Annotated in this window: 16 protein-coding genes; 13 read left to right on the top strand and 3 right to left on the bottom strand. The window is 62.5% G+C overall.

Going from position 1 to position 20,927, the window contains the following annotated elements:
* The first annotated feature begins 18 nt into the window (after positions 1-18).
* Genes tssE through GGQ91_RS25110 form a run of 13 tightly spaced genes read left to right on the top strand, consistent with a single transcriptional unit; the run spans position 19 to position 18,513 of the window.
* Positions 19-477 carry a type VI secretion system baseplate subunit TssE gene (gene tssE, locus GGQ91_RS25170; RefSeq protein WP_182593107.1) on the top strand — a complete coding sequence of 153 codons (459 nt, stop codon included), beginning with the start codon at positions 19-21 and terminating at the stop codon, positions 475-477.
* An 11-nt stretch (positions 478-488) separates the two neighbouring features.
* Complete coding sequence (gene tssF / locus GGQ91_RS25165; RefSeq protein WP_182593106.1) at positions 489-2,252, top strand: type VI secretion system baseplate subunit TssF; 1,764 nt, start codon at positions 489-491, stop codon at positions 2,250-2,252.
* Entirely contained in the window at positions 2,216-3,256 is a 1,041-nt protein-coding gene (gene tssG / locus GGQ91_RS25160; protein ID WP_182593105.1) for a type VI secretion system baseplate subunit TssG, read from the top strand. Before tssF ends, tssG begins: the two co-directional genes overlap by 37 nt.
* A 2-nt stretch (positions 3,257-3,258) precedes the next feature.
* Entirely contained in the window at positions 3,259-4,791 is a 1,533-nt protein-coding gene (gene tagH, locus GGQ91_RS25155; protein WP_182593104.1) for a type VI secretion system-associated FHA domain protein TagH, read from the top strand.
* A gap of 3 nt (positions 4,792-4,794) precedes the next feature.
* Positions 4,795-5,343, top strand: coding sequence for a type VI secretion system lipoprotein TssJ (gene tssJ / locus GGQ91_RS25150; protein WP_182593103.1), 549 nt, complete (start codon positions 4,795-4,797; stop codon positions 5,341-5,343).
* Between the two features lie 33 nt (positions 5,344-5,376).
* Complete coding sequence (tssK, locus tag GGQ91_RS25145) at positions 5,377-6,738, top strand: type VI secretion system baseplate subunit TssK (protein ID WP_210281442.1); 1,362 nt, start codon at positions 5,377-5,379, stop codon at positions 6,736-6,738.
* A complete protein-coding gene (icmH, locus tag GGQ91_RS25140) occupies positions 6,735-7,565 on the top strand; it encodes a type IVB secretion system protein IcmH/DotU (RefSeq protein ID WP_053611391.1) in 831 nt (276 codons plus the stop codon). The genes tssK and icmH overlap by 4 nt, the downstream gene beginning before the upstream one ends.
* An 8-nt stretch (positions 7,566-7,573) precedes the next feature.
* Complete coding sequence (gene tssH / locus GGQ91_RS25135; protein WP_182593102.1) at positions 7,574-10,201, top strand: type VI secretion system ATPase TssH; 2,628 nt, start codon at positions 7,574-7,576, stop codon at positions 10,199-10,201.
* 10 nt (positions 10,202-10,211) lie between these two features.
* Positions 10,212-11,735, top strand: a complete 1,524-nt coding sequence (locus GGQ91_RS25130) for a sigma-54 interaction domain-containing protein (protein WP_182593101.1) — start codon at positions 10,212-10,214, stop codon at positions 11,733-11,735.
* A 14-nt stretch (positions 11,736-11,749) separates the two neighbouring features.
* The gene (locus GGQ91_RS25125) at positions 11,750-12,529 is read left to right on the top strand and encodes a type VI secretion system-associated protein TagO (RefSeq protein WP_182593100.1); all 780 of its coding nucleotides are present in this window, start codon (positions 11,750-11,752) and stop codon (positions 12,527-12,529) included.
* Between the two features lie 25 nt (positions 12,530-12,554).
* A complete protein-coding gene (tssM, locus tag GGQ91_RS25120; RefSeq protein WP_182593099.1) occupies positions 12,555-16,193 on the top strand; it encodes a type VI secretion system membrane subunit TssM in 3,639 nt (1,212 codons plus the stop codon).
* Positions 16,190-17,692, top strand: a complete 1,503-nt coding sequence (gene tssA / locus GGQ91_RS25115; protein ID WP_182593098.1) for a type VI secretion system protein TssA — start codon at positions 16,190-16,192, stop codon at positions 17,690-17,692. Before tssM ends, tssA begins: the two co-directional genes overlap by 4 nt.
* Positions 17,689-18,513 carry a hypothetical protein gene (locus GGQ91_RS25110; protein WP_182593097.1) on the top strand — a complete coding sequence of 275 codons (825 nt, stop codon included), beginning with the start codon at positions 17,689-17,691 and terminating at the stop codon, positions 18,511-18,513. Before tssA ends, GGQ91_RS25110 begins: the two co-directional genes overlap by 4 nt.
* Here the strand turns inward: GGQ91_RS25110 and GGQ91_RS25105 are convergent.
* The 3 genes from GGQ91_RS25105 to GGQ91_RS28460 form a co-directional block, all read right to left on the bottom strand.
* Positions 18,458-19,363 carry a hypothetical protein gene (locus GGQ91_RS25105; RefSeq protein ID WP_182593096.1) on the bottom strand — a complete coding sequence of 302 codons (906 nt, stop codon included), beginning with the start codon at positions 19,361-19,363 and terminating at the stop codon, positions 18,458-18,460. The two genes, GGQ91_RS25110 and GGQ91_RS25105, sit on opposite strands and share 56 nt — an antisense overlap.
* A 65-nt stretch (positions 19,364-19,428) precedes the next feature.
* On the bottom strand, positions 19,429-20,121 hold the full coding sequence (locus GGQ91_RS25100) for a hypothetical protein (protein ID WP_182593095.1): 693 nt from the start codon (positions 20,119-20,121) through the stop codon (positions 19,429-19,431).
* The coding region (locus GGQ91_RS28460; protein WP_210281441.1) for an RHS repeat-associated core domain-containing protein at positions 20,118-20,927 on the bottom strand (810 nt) is incomplete at its 5' end. The genes GGQ91_RS25100 and GGQ91_RS28460, both read right to left, overlap by 4 nt.

The raw sequence follows: 20,927 nt of genomic DNA, 5'->3' as shown, positions 1-20,927 counted from the left end.
TCGGGCCACCGGTTGACTATGATCTCGCGCAAACCTGCGACGGCATCGGCATCACGCCTGCGCATCTTGAACGGAAGCCTCTTCGATCGCCTTGTGGCGGACGAAGAGGATATTGGGCACCTCTCCGGGATGGACGTCGATGGGGCGCAGATCGCTTCGATCAAAAGCAATCTCGGCCGCGTGCTCAACCTTCGCGCGGGCGGCGCAGCCGCCAACCCCGGGTTGGGCATCATCGATATGAACGACGGGGCGGTCCGCTCCAACGACATGATCCGGCAGATCGCCGAGTCGATCCGCGGTTGCATAGTGATGGGCGAGCCGCGGATCGCTGATGTACGGGTCGGCTACATCGCGGCAACCGACGAGCCCTTAAGCCTGCGCTTCCGCATTACAGCGCGCATCGGCAAAGCTGGAGTTGAATCCTCCGCTGAATTCGATCTGTGCTTGAACAACGATCGTCGCTTTATTTTGAGTTGAGTGTCAGGTCGATGGCAAGTCTATTCCACGATGAGCTCATTTACTTGCGAGAGTCCGGAAAGGAATTCTCGCGTCTGAACCCGAAGCTTTCGAAGTATCTTTCTGAGAGCAGCACGGATCCGGACGTAGAGCGGCTGCTGGAGGGATTTGCGTTCCTGACCTCACGCGTGAGGGAAAAGATCGAAGACGATCTGCCCGAACTCACCCATTCGCTCGTGCAGTTGCTGTGGCCCAATTTCCTCCGGCCCTTCCCTCCGACCTGCCTCATGCAATTCCGGCCGGTCCGCGGCACGATCACCGAAGCCCATGTAATTCCACGGGGGATGGCGATGCGCGCCCGGCCGATTGAGGGGGGATCGTGCGACTTTCGCACGACAGCGGACTGCCTTGTCTACCCGGTCGAACTGACCGACGTGGCGCATACCCGTACACAAGATCAATCTCAGCTTGCCTTGAGCTTTGCCATGCTAAGCAAACGCACGGTTGGCAGCGTCAACTTTTCAGATTTGCGCCTTTGGTTCACGGGTGACGCGATCGTCGCGCAGACCCTATATCTCTGGTGCCTACGCTATCTCCTAGCCTTGCACTTCACTACACCGGACGGGCGGCGGGTGAGATTGCCGAATACCAGCGTACGGGCCGGTGGCTTCGCCTTCGACGAAACGTTGTTACCCAGCGCATCAACGGCATTCGATGCCTATCGGCTGCTCCAAGAGTTCTTCGTCTTCCCCGACAAATTCCACTGTGTCGATATCGACGGGCTCGCAGCGGCGGCCGCGGGTAGCGAGGCTGAGGAGTTCGGGCTGGACTTGGAGTTCCAGCGACCACTGCCGGCACATGTGAAATTACGCGCCGACAATGTAAGGTTGTTCTGTTCGCCCGCCGTCAACCTGTTCGAGACCGATGCTGAGCCAATCGCTGTCGATCATCGCAAAGTGCAATACCGGGTCAGGCCGTCCGGAAATGACGACGCAGCCTGTGAAATATTTTCCATCGACAATGTCGTCGGCTTCCGTGCTTCGGAGAAGGATAGACGTTTCCAGATCGAGCGCGCCTACCCTGCCTTCGAATCGTTCCATCACGAAGTCGAAATGGCCTCGCGGCGAGAGCAGGTCTACTACCGTCAACGCCTAACGGCGGCGGCAAACGAGGCCGGGTTCGAGCACGCGATCACCTTCGTGCTGCATGACGGCGAGCAGGCGGTGCCTGCTGAAGAGGCGATGAGCATCCGGCTAACCTGCTTCAACCGAACGAGGGCGGCCGAACTGGCCATCGGCGACATCGACCTCGCGACCGATTCGAGTCCATCCTTCATCGAGTTCTCAAATATTAGTCGACCGACAGTACCAGTTTATCCGCCAATCGATGGTGCGCTGAATTGGAACCTCATCTCGAATTTGTCGCTCAATTATATGTCGTTACTGGATAAAGACGCTCTCGGTGTGATCCTGCAGATCTACGACTACCGATCGCTGACCGATCGGCAGGCGGAGCGGGCAGCGCGTCTGCGTCTCGGCGGCATCCGTAACCTGAGCACCCGGCCGGTGGACATGATGTTCAAAGGGCGCCCGATTCGCGGAATCCGCTCAATCCTCACCCTCGACGAGACATGTTTCCAGTCAGAGGGGGAGATGTACCTCTTCGGTAGCATCCTCAAGGAATTCATCGCCATCAGCACGACCACCAATTCGTTTCACGAATTGGAATTGCGCGGCGAGAACAACGGCGAGATTTATAGATGGCCAGCGACAATCGGCCGTCAGCCGTTGATCTGATCCGCGCCGAGGCCGAGGCGCGGGCTCCAACCTACGCCTTCTATCGCCTTGTGCAGATGATCCAGGACGCCCTCGACGACGGACGCGAGGTTGGCACGCATCTCGTGCCAGCCGAGGAAAGGATCATCTTCGAAGTCGATAATGGCCTGGGTTTTCCACTCTCGGACGTGGCCAGCATGCGGCTGCTCAACCCAGCCTGCAACGGTGCGCGGGCGGATTCACCGCCGTGCTTTGTGATCACTGTCACCTTCCTCGGGCTGCACGGTTCGGCATCGCCGCTGCCCTCCTATTATGTCGAGCAGATCGCCGGCTACGATCCGAAAGGATCGGTGCTGACAGATTTCTTCAATTTCTTTCACAATCGTCTAATCGGCCTTCTCCATCGCGGCTGGCGCAAATATCGGTATTACATGCGCTACCGTCCCGGCGGGGATGATGACTTTTCTCGGAAAATCTACTCTCTTTTTGGCCTCTACGATGCACGATTGAGGTCAGACTCAGGAATTTATTGGCCACGGCTGTTGTGCTTTGCTGGGGTCTTGGCGAGTCGGAACCGCTCGCCTGCCGTGCTTTCCACCATCATTCGGCACACGTTCCGGCTCGAGAGAGTCTCGATCGAGGAATGGGTGCGACGCCGGGTGCCGATCCCAGAGCACCAGAAATGGGGCCTCGGCGGCGCCAATTCCCGCCTGGGCGAGGGAACCATCTCCGGCGATCGCGCCCCTGACTATCAGGGCAAGATCCGGGTGGTCATTCACGATCTCGACGACCGGCGCTTCCGGGATTTCCTGCCTCGCGGACAGGAGCATCGGCGGCTCCGTAACCTCGTGGAATTCATGCTCCGCGATCAGTTCGCTTACGATTTCAAGCTGTGCCTGCGTCCCCGGGCCACCCAGCCCATCGCGTTGACGCGGGACGATCCCGGCCGGCTCGGCTGGTCGAGCTTTCTGGGCGACGGGCGTCGTGACGAGGAACGGGTCGTCGTGATCACGGCGAGGGCATGAGGATGACGACCTTCCTCACTCTTGTCGTGGACAACACGGCGCTGCTCGAAGGCGGCACCCGGTCATCCATGGTCTTCCCGGTGGAAGGGGGGCTGATCGGCTCTGCGGCGGATTGTACCTGGACGCTGATCGACCGGCAGAAGACCGTCGACGAACACCACGCCCGGGTCTTCCAGGCTGATGGTCAATTCTGCGTCGAGGCGCTGAGCACGCGCGGTGTCCGGGTGAACCATTCGGTCCGAGCGCTCGGCCCAGGCGAGCCCTTCCGGATCTCCGATGCGGACAGGCTGTCGATCGGCCGGTTCGACATGACCGCATTCCTCATTCAGCGGGTCGACGAGGCGGGCAGGGCTGCCAAGTCCGAGGATTGGGCACGGAAGTTCATTTCCGTCGAGTCGATCGTGGATCCTCGCCGAGAGGAAGAGGAGCACCGCAAACTTCTGGATGAGACCCTCGTGGCGCAGCATGGGCTCGATCCGTTCAGCGCGCGATTGAAGCAGAACGAGGAAGACAAGGATCCTCTCTCTTTCCTCTCGGATAGAACGGTCCGTCAGGGCGATCCTGTGACCACCGACCCAGTTGCGGCTCTGAACCGGAAGAGTCCTCCGGAAGGGTGCACAGACGCAGCCGGACTCGAGATGTACGTCCTCGGCCGCCCTATCGAGGGACCACGGCCGGAAAGCCCTGACGATCTGTTGCCGACCTCGGCCTATTTCACACCGCAACGGGTGAAGGAGACTTCCATGAACGCTGCCGAGCACGGTCGGGCGGACTTCCCACTGGCCGGGATCCGCGATGAATTAGACAGCTATCTCGGCGAGCTCGAGAATAACATGCGGGATCGCAAGGCCCACGCTGCGCGCGGTCCAGACGAGGTGGCTGCCCGCGACGCTTGGCTCGGCGAAGTCCCGCTCGCGGAGGAGCGTAAGGTCGCACGGGAAGATCTGGTCGATCACGTGGTCCTGCGCCCCCTCTGTGCGGCCCTCGGCCTTCCGGTCACATCTCTCACAGGTCCCGAAGCTGACCACTTGGCCGCTGATATAGGCGAGGCCTTACGGGCGGCGATCGACGGGCTGCGGAGGTTGAGCCAGGATCGGAGTGCGGCGGGTGTGCTGGCCAGTGACACCCATCTCCACGCCATCGAGGACAACCCGCTCCGCTTGGCCGGGGATGCGGACGAGGCCGTGCGTGACCTGTTTCTGGTTCACAGCCCGGTACACCTCTCAGCGAAGACGGCGATCGGCGAGAGCATCGCCAGCATCGAACACCATCAAGCTGCCGCCGCGGTCGCAGCCGAGGCTGCATTGAGAGCTATTTTTGCAGCGCTGTCTCCGGTCACTCTGGCCCGACGCTTTCTCAAATACAAAGGTCACGTTCCGCGAACCGGCGATCTCGATGCGTGGCATTGGGGGATGTACCAACATTACTATCGGGAAATTGCATCCGACCGGCAGGGCGGCCTCGCGCGCCTGTTCTGGGAAGTCTTCCGGCAGGTGCACGACCGCGAGATGCGCACGCTCTCGGCAGGAGAATGAACCATGAGACGGGTGATGCCGCCTCGCACCCTCCTGCTTTCCGTCGTCGTCGTCGGCTGCCTAGCCGCCTGCACGCCGCTGCAGACGATCCAGGGCGCGACCAAAATGGGGCAGATCATGATGAACCCCGACATGCCCATCGGGCGGCCGAAAGATCAGCCCTCGAAGGCGACGATCGCCATCTATGTCGAGGAGGATGCCAACAAGAACGCGTTCGGGCAGGCGGCGCCGGTCGATGTCTGGCTGTTCCAGCTCTCCGACGACACGCGCCTCAGAACTCTGGATTTCGCCACCCTTTCGGCATCACCCAAGGATGCGCTCGGGACCTCTTATGTCAGCCACAAGGAAAAGCAAGTCGAGCCGGGCAAATCTAAAGTGATAGATGATTGGAAAATCGAAGAAGAGACGTCGAGTATCGGCGTCGCCGTCGGCTACAAGGATATCGATCACATCAACTGGCGTAGTTTGGATGAAATCAAGCCCAAAGGTGAGACTTACAAGATCGTCGTCGCGGTTCGAGGCCGAAACGTCGCGATCCAAACGCATCGCTGAGCGGCAGGCTATGCGCCAGCTTCTGTCGAGGAAATGATGTCTCTTCGTAATGCCGTGATGTGGTCGGACGGCCTGTTTATCAAGCCGCAGCATCTGCAGCAGCAGCAGCGCTACCACGATTACGTGGCCCGGCGGCGCGGCGACGCACTCAGCGCCTACCAAGTGGGCTTCGAGCAGATCGAACTGAATACGGAGACTCTGCTTCACGGCAAGATCGACATCGTGCGCGCGAGCGGAATCCTTCCGGATCGGACGGTGTTCGAGATCCCGGGCGAGACGCCGGCGCCTGGCGCCCTCGATCTTTCCGCGGTGACGGTCGTCAACGAGATCGTCTACTTGGCCGCGCCCCTTGTGGTGAGCGGTTTGCCCGAGATCCCGACGGGTGAGACCACCACGAAGGGGGCCCGGTACCGGATCGCCGGTCAGGATGCCAACGACGTATCGAGCGACGCCGCCGAGCCCTATTCGATCGAAGTCACGCAACTCAACTTGCGCCTGATGCTTGGGCGGGAAGACCGCTCGTCCTTCGCCTATCTTCCGGTTTGCCGGGTGCAGGAGAAGCAATCGGATGGGTCGATCCGCCTCGACCCGTCTTTCATGCCGACGAGCTATGGCCTAGAGGCGATCCCGCAGCTGACCCGTGTCCTCGACGATTTCACCGGCCTGCTTCACCAGCGCGCTTTGCAGATCGCGGGCCGACTCGGCTCGTTGAGCCAGAATGGCGTTGCGGAGATCGCCGAGTTCTTGCTTCTCCAGACAATTAACCGGTGGCAACCGGTATTCAGGCATCTATCAACCATCAAGCGCGTTCATCCTGAACGACTGTACGAAATCTTCGCTTCTTCTGCCGGCGAGTTGGCCACCTTCACCCATGAGCAGCGACTACCTGAGGCTTGGCCGCCGTACAACCACGAGATGCCGGAACATTGCTTCGACCCCTTGATCCGGTCGTTACGGCGCTCGCTCACCACGATGTTGGAGCCCAATGCGATCGTCCTCGACCTACACCGGCACAAATTCGGGGTCTTGACTGCGCCTCTGACGGATCCGGACATGATCCGCACCTGCGCTTTCGTGTTGGCTGTGCGCGCCGCCATTCCCCTCGACCGGCTCGCCAAGACGTTTCCCTCGCAGGTCAAGGTCTCGTCGATCGAAAAGATCCGGGAACTGGTTCAGTCACATCTTCCAGGTGTCGTCCTGCAACCGATGCCGACCGCGCCGAGACAGCTTCCTTATCACGCAGGATATACTTATTTTATTCTTGATAATAATTCGGTCGGCTGGAAAGACCTGCTCAAATCCAGCGGCTTCGCGTTTCATATCGCCGGCGACTTCCCCGACCTCGAGATGCAGTTCTGGGCGATCCGTGGTCGAACGGACGGGAGGCTGTCATGACCGATCGCGCCCTCGCCCGCGCGTCGGGATTCGACGCGCGGGAGCTCTTCGATACCGATCCGAACGCCCTCGCGGTGCGGTCTCAGGATCTCACCGCGGTGCCACAGGTTGAGCCGCAGCGGCCGTTCTCGTTCGAGATCCGCGGCAGCAGCCTCAACCGCGTGACCGACGCCAGTGCCGGCCTGATCGCGCTGATGCTGCGCATTGCCACGCTCGGCCATCTGGACGACATCGATACGCTGCATCGCCGCTCCACGATCGAGATCGAGTCGATCGAGCTTGAGTTGCACCGGCTCGGCTACGACCGCGTGAGCGTGCTCGCCCTCCGCTACTGCCTCTGCTCGGCTTTCGACGAGGCGGTGATGAACAGTCCCTGGGGGCTCGAGACCAACTGGTCGGAACGCAGCCTGCTCGCGACGTTTCACAATGAGACTTGGGGTGGCGAGAAGTTCTTCGTCATCCTCGCGCGGCTGATGACCGAGCCGAACCGGTACATCGACCTCCTGGAGTTCCTCTATCTCTGCCTCAATCTCGGTTACGAGGGCCGCTACCGAGCCATGCACAATGGCCGCGTTCAGCTTGAGGCGGTCATCAAGGAACTGCACGACGTCATCCGCACGGAGCGCGGCCCCACCGAGCCGCTGTCGCTCTTCAAGTCCGAAGGCATCGTTCAGAAGGCACACCGAGTCGCGTGGCAGACACCCATCAGCCTGGTGGTGATCGCGGCCTTCGCGACGGCAGTGCTCTTGTACCTGACGTTCTTCCTGCTGACGCGCTCTGAAGCCACACGCTCCCTCGAACAGCTCAACCAGATCATCGGCCGATGAGAGACGTCATGCGCGACATCGAGTTGATGCCGGGGCTCATCGAGCGCCTCAACCCCGTCTGCCACGAGGCGTTACAGGCGGCAGCCGTCACCTGCGTGTCTCACGGCCACCGGGAAGTCGCGGTCGAACACTTCCTCGTGCCGCTCCTGACGCAACCCGGAGCGGATTGCCGGCTGATCGTCCAACATTGCGACGCCGATCCCGACCGGATCAAGAACGCGGTCGAGGGTGCGTTCGCACGGTTTCGCACGGGAAACGGCGCATCCCCACGTTACTCGACGCTCGTATGCGAGTTGTTGCAGGACGCGTGGATGGTGGCCTCCGTGCTTCTCGGAGAAGGGCAGATCCGCTCCGGCGCAATCTTGCTGGCTCTCCTGTCCGATCTCGGGCGCTACGCCCGTTTCGATTACGGCCTGCGTCTGGAGCAATTACCTCTCTCCCATATCCGCGGGCAGTTCGACGAGATCGTGAAGGGTTCGGTGGAAACGCCGGCGATCGCCACGGCGGCCGCCGCGCCCCAAGTACTTGGGCCCGTGCAAGATGCTGGCACCGCACTCGGACGCTACGGCCACGACTTCACCGAGGCGGCTCGCCAAGGGCGGATCGACCCGGTCTTCTGCCGAGACGATGAGATCCGCCAGATCGTCGAGATCCTGGCCCGGAGGCGCAAGAACAATCCGCTCTGCGTCGGAGAGGCCGGTGTCGGTAAGACGGCTGTCGTGGAGGGGTTGGCTCTGCGGATCGTTCAGGGCGACGTGCCTGACTTCCTCGTCGGAGCGTCCCTCTACGGCCTCGATCTCGGTGCGCTTCAAGCAGGCGCCTCGGTCAAGGGGGAGTTCGAGCGACGGTTGAAGGCGGTGCTCGACGAAGTGAAGGCCGCCGACCGGCCGATGATCGTGTTCATCGACGAGGCTCACACGCTCATCGGCGCGGGTGGCCCGCAGGGCGGCTCGGACGGAGCCAACCTTCTGAAGCCCGCCTTGGCGCGGGGTGAGATTCGCGCCATCGCGGCGACCACGTGGTCCGAATACAAGAAATACTTCGAGAAGGATCCCGCCCTCGTCCGCCGGTTCCAGCTCGTGCAGCTCGCCGAGCCCGGAATCGAGCAGGCGCGCATCATCCTCGGCGGCCTCGTTCCCGCCTACGAGAAGGCGCATGGCGTCTTCATATCCAGTGCCGGCGTGGCCGCAGCGGCAGCGCTCTCAGCGCGCTATGTCAGCGGGCGCCAGCTCCCGGACAAAGCGATCGATCTGCTTGATACCGCCTGCGCGCGAGTCAAGGCGAGTGCCTCCGGCATTCCCCATCGCATCGACGTGCTGCGCCGCGAGGAGCTGATGCTCGCTCACGAGGCAGAGGCGCTGAACCGTGACATCGATGCCGGCCACCGATCCGGCAAATTCAGTGAGCGGCTGAGCCAGATCGAGGAGCGCCGCATCGCGATCGCGGCACAGATCGACCGCCTCTCCGGGGAACATGACATCCAGAGGCGGCTGGCCGGAGAACTCGTCGCGCTTCGTTCCGCGCAGGCGACGGCGGAGACACGAACCGCGATGGAGCGGCTGCGGGCAGAATTCGCGCGCGTGCGCGAGACCGAGCCCCTGGTTGCGCTGGAAGTGGGAGTCGATGAAGTCGCTTCGGTCGTCTCCGATTGGACCGGCATCCCCGTCGCGGCCATGACCCAGGACGAGGCCTTCCGACTGACGACGCTCGGACGGCGCATCAAGGACGCGATCCGCGGGCAGGATCACGCGATCGACCTGATCGTGGAACAGCTGCAGACCGCACGGCTCGACCTCCACAAGGCTGGGCGCCCGATTGGGGTGTTCCTGCTGGTCGGTCCCTCCGGCGTGGGTAAGACCGAGACGGCTGTGCAGGTGGCCCGACTGCTGTTCGGCTCCGAGCGATTTCTGACCACGATCAACATGACCGAATATCAGGAGCGTCACACGCTCTCGCGCCTGATCGGCTCGCCGCCCGGTTATGTCGGATACGGTGAGGGCGGCGTGCTGACCGAGGCGATCCGCAAGACGCCATATTCCGTCGTCCTTCTCGATGAGGTCGAAAAGGCGGATATCAACGTCCTTAATCTATTCTATCAAGCTTTCGACAAAGGGGAACTGAACGACGGCGAAGGTCGAGCGATCGATTGCCGCAACGTCGTCTTCTTCCTTACATCGAACCTCGCGGCGGAAGAAATCAGCCAGCTCGCTGCGCAGACGGGACAGGGCGTGCGCGTCCCTGAAATCCTTGAACGGATCCGCCCACGATTGGCCGCGCATTTCAAGCCGGCGCTTCTCGCGCGCATGCAGCCCCTGGTCTACCTGCCGCTGTCCGACGAGGCGATGGGCGAGATCGTTTCGGCCAAGCTTGCCGAGCTCGGCGAGATCCTGCGGGCGCGCCAGGGGGTCGTGCTGCATGTCGGTGCGGAAGCCGAGGCCCACATCCGTCGGGAATGTCTGGTGGCGACGAGCGGTGCCCGCCTCGTCGATCAGGTGATCCAACGCCGGCTGCTGCCGGAAATTTCCCGAGCCATCCTCCAGGCCGGACTGGATCACGTCGTTCTCGTCTCCGCCACGGTCGACATCGGTGAGGGCGACGGATTCCGTTTCGCCTTCGAGACGGTCGTTGCGCCATGAGGACCGGCCGATGGAGCTGACCGGCCGCCTCCTCGACCTCTGCCGCGAGGTCGCCGCCGCGGAAAATCTCGATGCGATGCGTAGAGCTGTTCTGCGCGGCCTCGCTATCCTCGCCGACGTGGAGAGCGGGTACCTCTACGGCCCGAACCAGATCGGCAATGCCTTTGTGTGCCTGGCGAGCGTGCCGGCCCTACTCGAAGGACAGGCGTTTCCGCTCGGACCGCTGCCTGGCGGGGCATGCGCGATCTCCGGGCTTCTGCGGGTCACTCAGGCGACGATACTCAGTCCGGGGGAAGGCGCTGACGCGTTGCGGGAGACGCTGTTCGGCGTCGCGGCGGGGCAGGTGCTCGCCATCCCCGGGCGGATCGGAACCGGAGCCTGGTCCGTCATCGCCTTGCTTCTGCTGCAGGAGGAGCGGGTCGTGCCACCGGCGAGCTTGGTGCTGCTCGACCGCTTCATGGCCTTTGCCGGAGCGGGGATGGAGCGCACCCTCCGCGTCGACTGCCTGGATGCCGCGTCGCACCGCCTCGAGGCGGAGCCCGGCCGGGACACCGCAGGGCATGCGCGGGGCAATATGGAGAGGCGGCTGATCGGCGTCTCTCCTTCGATGCAACGATTGCGCGAGCAGATCGCCCGCGTCGCGAGTCGAGATATTTCTGTGCTGATACTCGGCGAGACCGGCACCGGAAAGGAACTCATCGCGCGGGAATTGCACGAGCTCTCAAACCGTAAGGACCATCCCTTCGTCGCCCTGAACATGGCCTCCCTGCCGGAGAATCTCGTCGAAGACGAGTTGTTCGGCCACGTCAAGGGCGCCTTCACGGGAGCCCAGGCGGCCCGCACTGGACTGATCGCGGCTGCGCGGGGAGGCACGCTGTTCCTCGACGAGATCGGCGACATGGCGCCGGCACTCCAGGCCAAGCTTCTGCGGGTGCTTCAGGAGCGGCGGTATCGGCCGGTTGGGGCCGACCGGGAGGAGAGCGCCGACATCCGCCTCGTGGCCGCGACCCATGCAGACCTGCCTCACATGGCCGCCGACGGGCGATTTCGCAGTGATCTGTTCTTTCGGATCGCGCAAATCCGCATCGTCAGCCCGCCGCTGCGAGAGCGGAACGGCGACATCATGCTGCTCGCCCATCACTTCCTGGCAACCAACAGCGCCCAGTTCGGGGGCGCGAAAGTCTTCGCGCCGACCGCCGAGGCCCTGCTCGCTGGCTACGCTTATCCAGGCAACGTGCGGGAGCTTCAGGCCATCGTGGAGCGCGCGGTGCTCCTGTCCGGCGAGCGCGCGATGATCGAAGCCGAGGATCTCGCTCTGGTGGCCCCGGCGAAGTCGCCGGAGTTCGACGTTTCCGGCTTTGCGCTGCCGAAAGCGTGCGACCGATTCGAAGCCTCATTGATCACGCGGGCGCTCGAACAGCGCCGGGGATCGCGCCGTCTCGCCGCCGAGGATCTCGGCATTCCGCTGCGCACCCTATCCAACAAGATGCGGAAGCTCGGCCTCGATGGGCCAGAAGCGGGAGAGAACGCATGAAAACCGCTGGACGCATGATCGCCCTGGTGGTCTTCGCCATCGCGCCCGCTTGGGCCGGGACGCCCGCGCCGCCGGAAATCGACGCCTGTCGGGCTACCCGCGACAGGGTGGGACGTCTCCTCTGCTTCGATGCGTTGTTCAAGACTCCCGTCGAAGATAGCGCTGCGGAAACGCCGCCGCCCGAGACGGCCAAGGTCATCCGTAAGCCGAGTCCGCTTCGAGAACTCGGCCTCGACCAGGAGCGTGGCCGACCCGATGGCGTGGCCGGTGCCCTGGTTCGTATCCGGCCCTGGCGCAGCGCCGCCTTCGTAGAGCCGACGACCTTCGAGGGCATCCTGACCGGCAGGGCGGGCCAGTCGGCAGACCTCCCCGCTGACCAGCGTGCCTGGACGGCCGACACAGCGGATGTCTTCCTGACGCTCCGTGAGGGAGACGGGGTGTCTCCGCTCGGGCGGGGCACGCTCGACCAGCGTTCGGTGATCATGCTCGCCTGCGAGGACGACATCACCGCCTTCTATATCCTTCTCCCCAAGCCGGTCGGCCACGCCCGCACCAAGTTCGCACTTACGACCGACCGGGGTGTGACCCTCAATCTCCACTGGCGGGATTACGAGAACGGCGACGTCATCCTCGCCGGCAGAGGCCTCGAGAGCATCGATCTCATCAAGTCTTTGATCAATTCGCGACGCCTCGCGATTCAGATCGACTATCCCGACGGTCCGCAGACCTACCTGTTCGAGGCGGGACAGCTCACCGAAGCGCTGCGTCCACTTCGCCGCGCCTGCCACTGGTAGTCTCGACTTCAACCAGAGCCCCGCCATGCTTTCTTCTGGATATTCACCTGCCCAGATCGTGGCCAACACTGCCGCGTTCCTGTGGAAGTGGGTCGCGTCGGCTATCGGCGCCTCTGCCCTGATGGCCCTCGCCGTCATGGCCGCCATCTGGTTCGGCGGCCAGAGTCTCGACATCAACGGCTACAAGCCCTTCGCGACGACCTCACACCGAGTCATCGCGTTGCTCATCGTCTTCATCTGCTGGCTGATCGGCGTCGTGTTCGTGCGCTGGCGAACCCGCGGACTGAAGCCGCCGAGCCCTGAGAAGCCAGTGGTGCAAGATCCCGTGGAGCTTGAAATCGAAGCGATGCGGCAGAGCTTCCGCAACGCCGTGAAGACGATCCGCACCAAGTGGACTGGCGAAGAACGCGGCCGGCAAACACTTTATACATTGCCCTGGTACGTGGTGATGGGTCCCCCCGCGGTCGGCAAGACGTCGCTACTCGCCGCATCGGACATGAAGTTCCCGCTTGCCCATCTGCTCGGGCTCGAAAGCTTCAAGAGCATCAAACTCACGGTAGAGCCGCAATACTGGGTCACGAACGACAGCGTCCTGTTCGACCTGCCTGGAGCATGGCTGCGGCCAGCCTCTCAGAAGGCGGGAGCCGAGACGGGCAAGACCCGCGAGTCTTGCCTCTGGAACGCCTTCTCGGCCTTGTTGACGGAGCACCGGCCGCGCCGCCCCATCAACGGCGTCATCCTGATGCTCGACATCTGTGAGCTCATGCGGACCACGGAGGAGGAGCGGGGTAACCTTGCCGCCTCGATCCATGGCCGTCTCGTCGAGATGTCGGAAGCGCTGGGGACTCGCTTCACGATCCACATGGTGGTCAACAAGATCGATCACCTGCTGGGCTTTCGCGATTACTTCCAGCAGTTCAGCAAGCTCGAGCGGCTCGCGCCGTTCGGCTTTTCGTTCGACGTCTATGACGAACTGCACGCCGACGCTTGGCGGGACACCTTCGCCACGGATTTCGCAGCCTTCATGGACCGGGTGAACGACGACCTGATCGACCGGCTCTACGCTCAACGCGATCTCACGGCGCGTAAGAACATTTACATGTTCACCCGGCAATTGTCGGCGGCAGGGGTGGTGCTGCAACACTTCCTGGTCGATTGTCTCCAAGCCGACCGTTTTTCAACTCCGCCTTTGGTGCGGGGTCTCTACTTCACCACGACAAAGCAGGAAGGCGTGCCGTTCAACGCGCTGCTCGCCCGCATCTCGCAAGACTACGCCCTGCCGACCCCTGTCATGCCGGCCTATTCGGGCTTGTCGCAGCCGTATTTTCTCGCCCGGCTGTTTGCCGATGCCATCTTCACGGAGGCCGGGCTCGCCGGCGATAACAAGATCGTCGAGCGGCGCAAAATGATCGCCGTCAACTCGACCGGCATGGCCGCCGCCGTGGCGCTGATAACGTTCGGCTTCTACCTGTTCGAAGCCTACCGCGACAACGCCGCCCGGGCGGCGTCGGTCGTGGCCAGGACACGCGACTTCGTCACCCTGCCGCAGGGCGTCGATGCCTCTGGCGAGGTGGCACTGCTGCGGCCGGCGATGGATGCCATCCGCGACGCCACAACGGTCTTTCCCGACTGGCGCACCAAATATCATTTGCTGGACTACGTCGCGCTCTACCAAGGGCACCGGATCGGACCAGCGGTCGAGAAAGTCTACGCGACGCTGCTGGCGGAGCGGTTCCTGCCGGCCCTTGCGGCGCAAGTGAAGGACCGAATTGTCGCCCTCGGCCGAGACGATGTCACCCGGGACGAGGACGAACGCCTGAACCTGCTTCGGGTCTACTTACTGATGGGAGACAAGGGCAAACGCGATGCCCTCGACGCGCGCCTGGATGCCAAGGGCGCGCCGTCAAAACTCGGAACACGAGCCATCGAAACCTGGTTTTCCGAGCGGTGGCAGGGCGCCTATCAGGGCCAGGGACAAGTGCAGGATTCCTTGAACGGACACCTCGCCCACGCCCTCGAAGTGTCAGACGTCACGGTGGCCCTGCATCAACCCGTGATTGATGCCGCCCGCGCAGATTTTGCCAAGGTCGATCGCACCCAACGCATCCTGCGCCGCCTTGAGCGCATCGCGGAGATGCAGCATCCCGTCCCGGTCTCCTTTCGCAAGGAGATCGGACCGGCCTTCGACCTGATCTTCGATCAAGGAGCCAGCACCCCGCTCCAGGGCAAGGATATACAAATCCCATTTCTTTATACCAAAAAAGGGTTTCACGAGTTCTTCGTGCCGCAAAACGAGCAGATCTCGGCGATCGTCGTGGAAGATGCCTGGGTCATCGGCGAGCGCGACACAATCGCCTACTCGCCCGAAGACCTCGCCGCCTTCCGGGATAGCGTTCTGAAACGGTACGTCTCGACCTATATCGGCGTCTGGGACCAAGCGGTGAACGTCCTCGACATCACGGCGATGCGCAATCTCGACCACGCCATCGCAGTACTCGAAAACGTCACCGGTCCGGCCAACGGGATCGGCCGGCTGCTGATGCTGATCAAAGCCAACAGCGTCGTCTACGAGCCGAAGACGACGGAACTGCGCAAGGACCAGCCCATAAAGGCCCTCGATAACACGATCACGCCGTTCGACCCGAATGAGGCGGAGGGTCTACGTATCGTCCGGCGGTTCGATCCCCTTGCTCGGATCGTCACGGCCACCGGCACCGGCAGGCCTTACATGGAGGAAATCGTTGCCAAAGTCGGCGCGGTCGAGAGCCACCTGCGAGAAATCCGCGCGGGCGAAGCTTCCTCCAAACCGCTCGCTCTGGAGCGGGCGCGGGAGCGGGCCACCCTCCAGGGAACCACTGATCCGATCAGCGACCTCGAGAAGGTGGGCGTCAACCAGCCGCCGCCGCTTAACAGGATCATGGAGAAGCTCGCCGCTCAGTCGTGGAAGGTCGTGTTGGAGGCGGCTCGGCTCGATCTTCAGGCGGTCTGGCAGGGGGAGGTCTACCGCAGCTTCAGCGTGTCGCTGGCCAACAAATATCCCTTCCGCAAGAACACCCAGGAGGAGGTCACGCTCGACGAATTTCAGACATTCTTTGGGCCGCAAGGCACCTTTGATCGATTTTTTACCAATTATCTCGCGACTTTTGTCGATTTGAGCACACACAAATCCAAGATCATCGACCGTCAATCCATCGAAATCCGGCCAGAATTTCTATCGGAATTGGACAAATTGCACCAGATTCGCGCCATTTATTTCGACGCGAAGGGGGCGCCTTCCCTGCGCTATCAGATCGAGCCGCTCAGCCTGTCGAACACCGCCGGGGCGGCGATTCTGAATATCGAGGGACAGCTTGTGCCCTACCGGCACGGGCCAGCCCAAACCTACACGATCCTGTGGCCCAATGCCTCGACGACGCGCAACAACGCCTCGTCACTCACGGTCACCGGTCGATCGAATGGTGCGATCTCCCATAGCGGTGTCTGGTCAAGCTTCCGGCTGATCGATGCCGGTCGCGTTACAGACGTTCGTGGCCCGGCCGACCCGGTGGAGGTGGTGTTCAGCGTCAACGGCGTGAACGCCCTCTACGCGATCCGGGCGCTCGCTCCCGTCAACCCCTTCCGCGAGCAACCGCTCATGCATCTGCGGGTGCCGGAGACCTTATGAGCACGCGTCAGGCGGTCGCCGAGTCGGGGTTCGTCTCGGGCGAGGAGCGGATCGATCGCCACCGCTGGGTGGAGGCCGTCCTTGCTCCCCTTCCGGGCCCCGACGCCTATGGCATGCCGGCAGACGAGCATGAGAGCTGGGACGAGATCGAAACCGATCTGATGAAGCGCGGCACCCTCGTGCAGGCAAGTATCCGCTGGTCCGCAATCGCGGAGATCGCGGCGGCCTTGCTGCGCACCAGCTCCAAGGATCTGCGGCTGCTCCAAGTTCTGGTCCATGCTGCGCCGCATCTCCTCGGCCCTGAGGCTTTGCCCGTTTGTATGGTCGCCGCCGCACAATTCCACATCAGCTATGGGGGCGCCCCCCATCCCCGCAACCGGCCGCGCGAGAAACTCGCAGAGCACCTCGTGAAGGGCCTTACAGATCTGATGCCGTCGCCGGGCCGAGGCCATCTCGATCCGGTCGACGCCATCGTCGTGGTTAAGGCGTGCGATGCGCTCGCGGCGAAGCTCGCCGAAATCTCGCCCGATCTCGGGCTTGACCTTGGCCTTATCGGCAGCCGGGCCGCCGAGATGGTCCGGGCCAACGAGGAGGCGCATCCACTGCCGGCCCTCGCGCCCGCCGTTTCCGCAACTGAGTCGAAGCCGGATGTTCTGGATGCGGTCGCCTTAAGGTCCGATCAGCTCCGCCTCGACCCTTCGAATGAGCGGGCATTAAAGCAAAGTCTGGCGACGGTGGCAGAGTTTCTTCTCGAGCTTAATCCAGCCCATCCCCTCGCCTACCGATTGAGGCGGTTCTCCACATGGTACGGAATTTCCTCCCCACCGCCCTTGAGCCGCTCGGCGCAACGCAGCGTTCTGCACCCTGTAAGCGAGGATATTGCTGACAACTATCGTCAGGCGACCGAACGCGGAGGCGCCGACACTGCCCTCGTGATGCGGCTTGAGCGTACCTGCGGCCAGCAGCCGTTCTGGTTCGAGGGGCAGTATCTCCAGTACCAAATTGCCCTGAATCTCGGTCGTGAGGAAGTCGCTCAGGCGATCCGCGAGGAAGCGTCGCGCTTCCTCCGCACAGTCTCGGGCGTCGAGGCGCTCCAGTTCTCAGATGGCACGCCTATGATCCCGGAGGCCGTCCAAGCATGGCTCGAAGCCACCCGCCGTTCCGTGACGCTCGGGGAGACCATGTCTCGGCAGGAAGGCAACGAGGGCTTCCTCGTCGTCGACCGCGCATTGCAGACGGTGGCGAGCCAAGTGCAAAGCAGTATCGAAGCCGGTCACATCGACGAAGCCCTCGCCCTGCTCGATGAGACGCGCGTCGGTACGCGGGGCCTGCGCAATCAGACGATTTGGGACCTCTTCATCCTTGAGAACTTGCGCAACCTCGGCTTGCGCAGCCATGCGGCGCGGCAGGCGGACCGTCTCCTCGCCTCCATCGCGAAGATCGGCCTCGCCGAATGGGAGCCGGAATTGCTCAAGCGTATCGAGAGACTCAAGGGATGAGACGAAAGTCCCAGATATTCGCCGTGCTGTGCCTGTGCGTCGCCGGGCTTAGCGGAATCGGCGCGGCCTCGGCTGAGGAAGGGCCGGAACAGCCAAGCTTCGACCTGCGGAAGATCTGGCCATTCACGCTTCTGGCCGGACCTTCGCCGGAGGTGGAACGCGAGGCCAAGACGCAGGCCAAAGTGCAGTGGCTCGACACGCACCGGCTCACGAGCGAACTCGGTCGGCAGGAGGATTGGCCCTCCGCTGCCGAGACTTGTGAGGCGAAGAACATGCGTATGACGGAGCGCCCGCAGCTTACGCTTCCCGAGACGGTGGCCGAAGCGTTCCGCCGGAAGGAACAGCGGCCGTGGTCTTTCATCCGATACGATGTAGAGGCGAAGGGGGTCGCAAGTGGTGTCGCAGCGATCGATTCAAGCGGTGACCCCGATTTCGATGCGGCGGCTGCGGCTGCGATGACTTCCGCACGCTTTGAGCTTTTGAACGGGACCGATCTCGCCAAGGGCTGTATCGCCTATTTTGCCGGCACCGACTATGTTGGCACAGCGCCCGTACAGCCGAGCGAGAAGCGGGAAGCTGCGGCCGTTCCACGGTCGCTCGCCCCGCGCCGGCGGCCAAAGGCTATCCCGCCTTCAGGCACACCGGAAACTTCACCTTTGCAAGGTGCAAGCACTGAAGATAATTCCAGTCCAACCAAGCGTTGGTGGTATCAGGATGCTCGCGACCAGTCAGGTTCCGCCTCTCATACCGCACCAAGTGAGGGTATTACCTGTGCAACCTTAGCCGATAGGCTGGCTCGGCCCGTGCAGTGCGAGCGCTAGCATTTTGAGGGGCACCAAAAGGATTGCGGCATGGACGGCGGTAAGCTGAACATTGTGCGAACGCAGCCCACACCACCCTGGCCCCGGGCTCTTCACGGAGGTTGAGCGGACGGGATCCGTCGCGGGGCAGCTCGGCAGCGGCGTTCTGCCAGATGTCCTCGCAGGTTAGGCTGATGTGCCGCCCGCCGAGCGGGGCGACATGGGTGAGCAACTTGTCGGGCGCAGGTTCACCGAGGCTGCGCAAGCGCTCGACCGCGCCCAGACTGGAGACCGCGAAGCCGGCGAGGTTGCGCGCCGGATCGTAGGCGAACCGCTCGGCCCGCGCGCCGAAGCGCGCCTCGGCCACCTGGCCGTTGCCGTCATAGGCGAACGCCGTTTCGCCCCACAGCCGCTCGACGATCGCGGTCGGCGCGTCCGCCCGGTCCCAGGCATAGCTGCGCTCGATCGGCCGCGCCGCGTCCGCCGCCAGACCCGCCCGCTGTGCCGCCACCGCCCCGGCCAGCTTCCGGATCGCCCGCCCGCCCCGCTGCGCCGACAGCCGCCCGCCCGCATCCCAGGCGCTGTCCAGCACGAACCCCGCCGCGCTCTCCCGTCGGACCTCGCGGCCGAGACCGTCCCGGGTGAAGGCGAGCGGCGCGTGCTCGGCCACCACCAGCGCGGCCAGGGCGCCCAGCGGATCGTAGGCGTGGCGGGTTACGTGCTCGCCGAGCCGGACTGCATGCGGCTGGTCGATCCCGGAGAAGATCCGCCGCGCCACACGCCGGCCGCAGGAATCGTACCGGCTCTGCACCCGGTGCCCGCCGACATCCTCCTCGACGATCCGCCCGTCCCGGTCGCGGATGTATTCCACCCGCGTGGCCTCGTTCCGCGCCTCGGCGAGCAGGCCGCACGGGTTTGTCTCAAATTAAAGCTCGATCACACTGGCTCTACGATTCCCATTTGCCGAAGTTCTTTAAGGTCGTTCAGGAACTTATCGCGCACATTTTTCGGTCTGGTTAACGGTGTTATCAAGACGATTTCTGGATTACTTAAGCAAAGATTATGCAGCAACCAAGGTAACCATGCATTGTCATTTTTGACAATATTTTGCCAGTTTGTAGGAAGATTCTCAAGAATGACCGCCCCTTGCGTTTCATGATCGAGGCGAAACAACCGAACCGGTATGCCATCGCAAGAGAAGCTGCTCAATTTAACCTCTGACAGGTCGAGCGCCCAGTCGATGGACTGATAAAATGTTTCACGATCAGCATCGTAAAGGGCCTGGACACTTTCCTCTGGCAGACTAGTGATCTTGGTGTTTATCTTTATTGATGTTAATTTACCTGAAACTTTGACATGCTTAAACACAGCGCCCCAGAATATGCTGAGATCATTCGATGTCGAATTCATAACATGACAATCAATGAATTTTGCAGGACCGATCTGACACCCTATAAACCGACATTTATCAGCCACTACTTTTCTTACAATAGTTCTTTTTGCCAAGTTATTTTGCCTCGATAGAGAGCAATTATCAAACATGCAGCCATTTAACGATATATCAGAAAACACAGATCCGACATGAACGTCTCTAACAACAATAAACGTATGGTCTTTAATTTGTCTCATGGCGGAAACACAAGGCTCGGCGGTAATCCGGGATGGGGGGCGAAGGTCGCGGTCGGTCCGTAAGGTCGAACGAGATGGGAACCTATCCCTTCCGCTGTCGTAATGTCATAGGTCGCTCCGTTGGCACCGAAGAAGTCTGGACTTTGCATAAAACGGCCGTCTGGACCCTTTGGAGCCCTTCCGGCCCACCGCAATGTGGGATCCTCATTTTCTCCAAGAATTTGTGCTGCTCGTCGCTCGACGGCCTTACCATAGGACGCAGCTGCGAGCCGATCCCGGACGACGAGATGTCGATAGCTTCCCGGCGACATCAGCTCACGGGCCAACTGGGGATTCGCTTCCAGCTCTCGCACCGCCTGATCGACGGCCGCTTGTAGTCGCTGCGCCAACCCCAGCGGATCAATCCAAGCGCTTGGCCGTTTGACATACCCCTGCGGCCTGTCACCTCCTGCCAGTCCGATCGGATCCGGGCTCGCATACTGCCCCGCCACCGGATCATAGTGCCGGTGCCGGTTGTAGTAGAGCCCCGTCTCCGCGTCCGCCCACTGCCCCTGGAACCGGATCGGGCACACCCACGCCGCCGCCTCCGGCGCCGCCCGCAGCGCCAGGTTGCCCGACACCCGAACCGGCACAGGGCTGCCGATCCCTCCAGGGCTGCCATACCCACCGCCCTCGTCGTTGGCCGGCGCCGGCACGGCCGCCTTGACCCCGAGCACCACGCCCCAGGTCGACACTCGCGCCGCCCAATGGACGGCACCGTCCTCGTCGACCAGTTCCCGCGGCGTGCCGAGATGGTCCGTCACCAC

Source organism: Methylobacterium fujisawaense, from assembly GCF_014138435.1.
Lineage (GTDB): Bacteria > Pseudomonadota > Alphaproteobacteria > Rhizobiales > Beijerinckiaceae > Methylobacterium > Methylobacterium fujisawaense.
This window is presented reverse-complemented; position numbering and strand designations above follow the sequence as displayed.

Coding starts and splice junctions, on each gene's coding strand:
- tagH (WP_182593104.1), top strand. CDS start 3,259: ATGACGACCTTCCTCACTCTTGTCGTGGACAACACGGCGCTGCTCGAA.
- icmH (WP_053611391.1), top strand. CDS start 6,735: ATGACCGATCGCGCCCTCGCCCGCGCGTCGGGATTCGACGCGCGGGAG.
- GGQ91_RS25110 (WP_182593097.1), top strand. CDS start 17,689: ATGAGACGAAAGTCCCAGATATTCGCCGTGCTGTGCCTGTGCGTCGCC.
- tssF (WP_182593106.1), top strand. CDS start 489: ATGGCAAGTCTATTCCACGATGAGCTCATTTACTTGCGAGAGTCCGGA.
- GGQ91_RS25130 (WP_182593101.1), top strand. CDS start 10,212: ATGGAGCTGACCGGCCGCCTCCTCGACCTCTGCCGCGAGGTCGCCGCC.
- tssJ (WP_182593103.1), top strand. CDS start 4,795: ATGAGACGGGTGATGCCGCCTCGCACCCTCCTGCTTTCCGTCGTCGTC.
- tssA (WP_182593098.1), top strand. CDS start 16,190: ATGAGCACGCGTCAGGCGGTCGCCGAGTCGGGGTTCGTCTCGGGCGAG.
- tssK (WP_210281442.1), top strand. CDS start 5,377: ATGATGTCTCTTCGTAATGCCGTGATGTGGTCGGACGGCCTGTTTATC.
- tssG (WP_182593105.1), top strand. CDS start 2,216: ATGGCCAGCGACAATCGGCCGTCAGCCGTTGATCTGATCCGCGCCGAG.
- tssE (WP_182593107.1), top strand. CDS start 19: ATGATCTCGCGCAAACCTGCGACGGCATCGGCATCACGCCTGCGCATC.
- GGQ91_RS25125 (WP_182593100.1), top strand. CDS start 11,750: ATGATCGCCCTGGTGGTCTTCGCCATCGCGCCCGCTTGGGCCGGGACG.
- tssM (WP_182593099.1), top strand. CDS start 12,555: ATGCTTTCTTCTGGATATTCACCTGCCCAGATCGTGGCCAACACTGCC.
- tssH (WP_182593102.1), top strand. CDS start 7,574: ATGCGCGACATCGAGTTGATGCCGGGGCTCATCGAGCGCCTCAACCCC.
- GGQ91_RS25100 (WP_182593095.1), bottom strand. CDS start 20,121: ATGAGACAAATTAAAGACCATACGTTTATTGTTGTTAGAGACGTTCAT.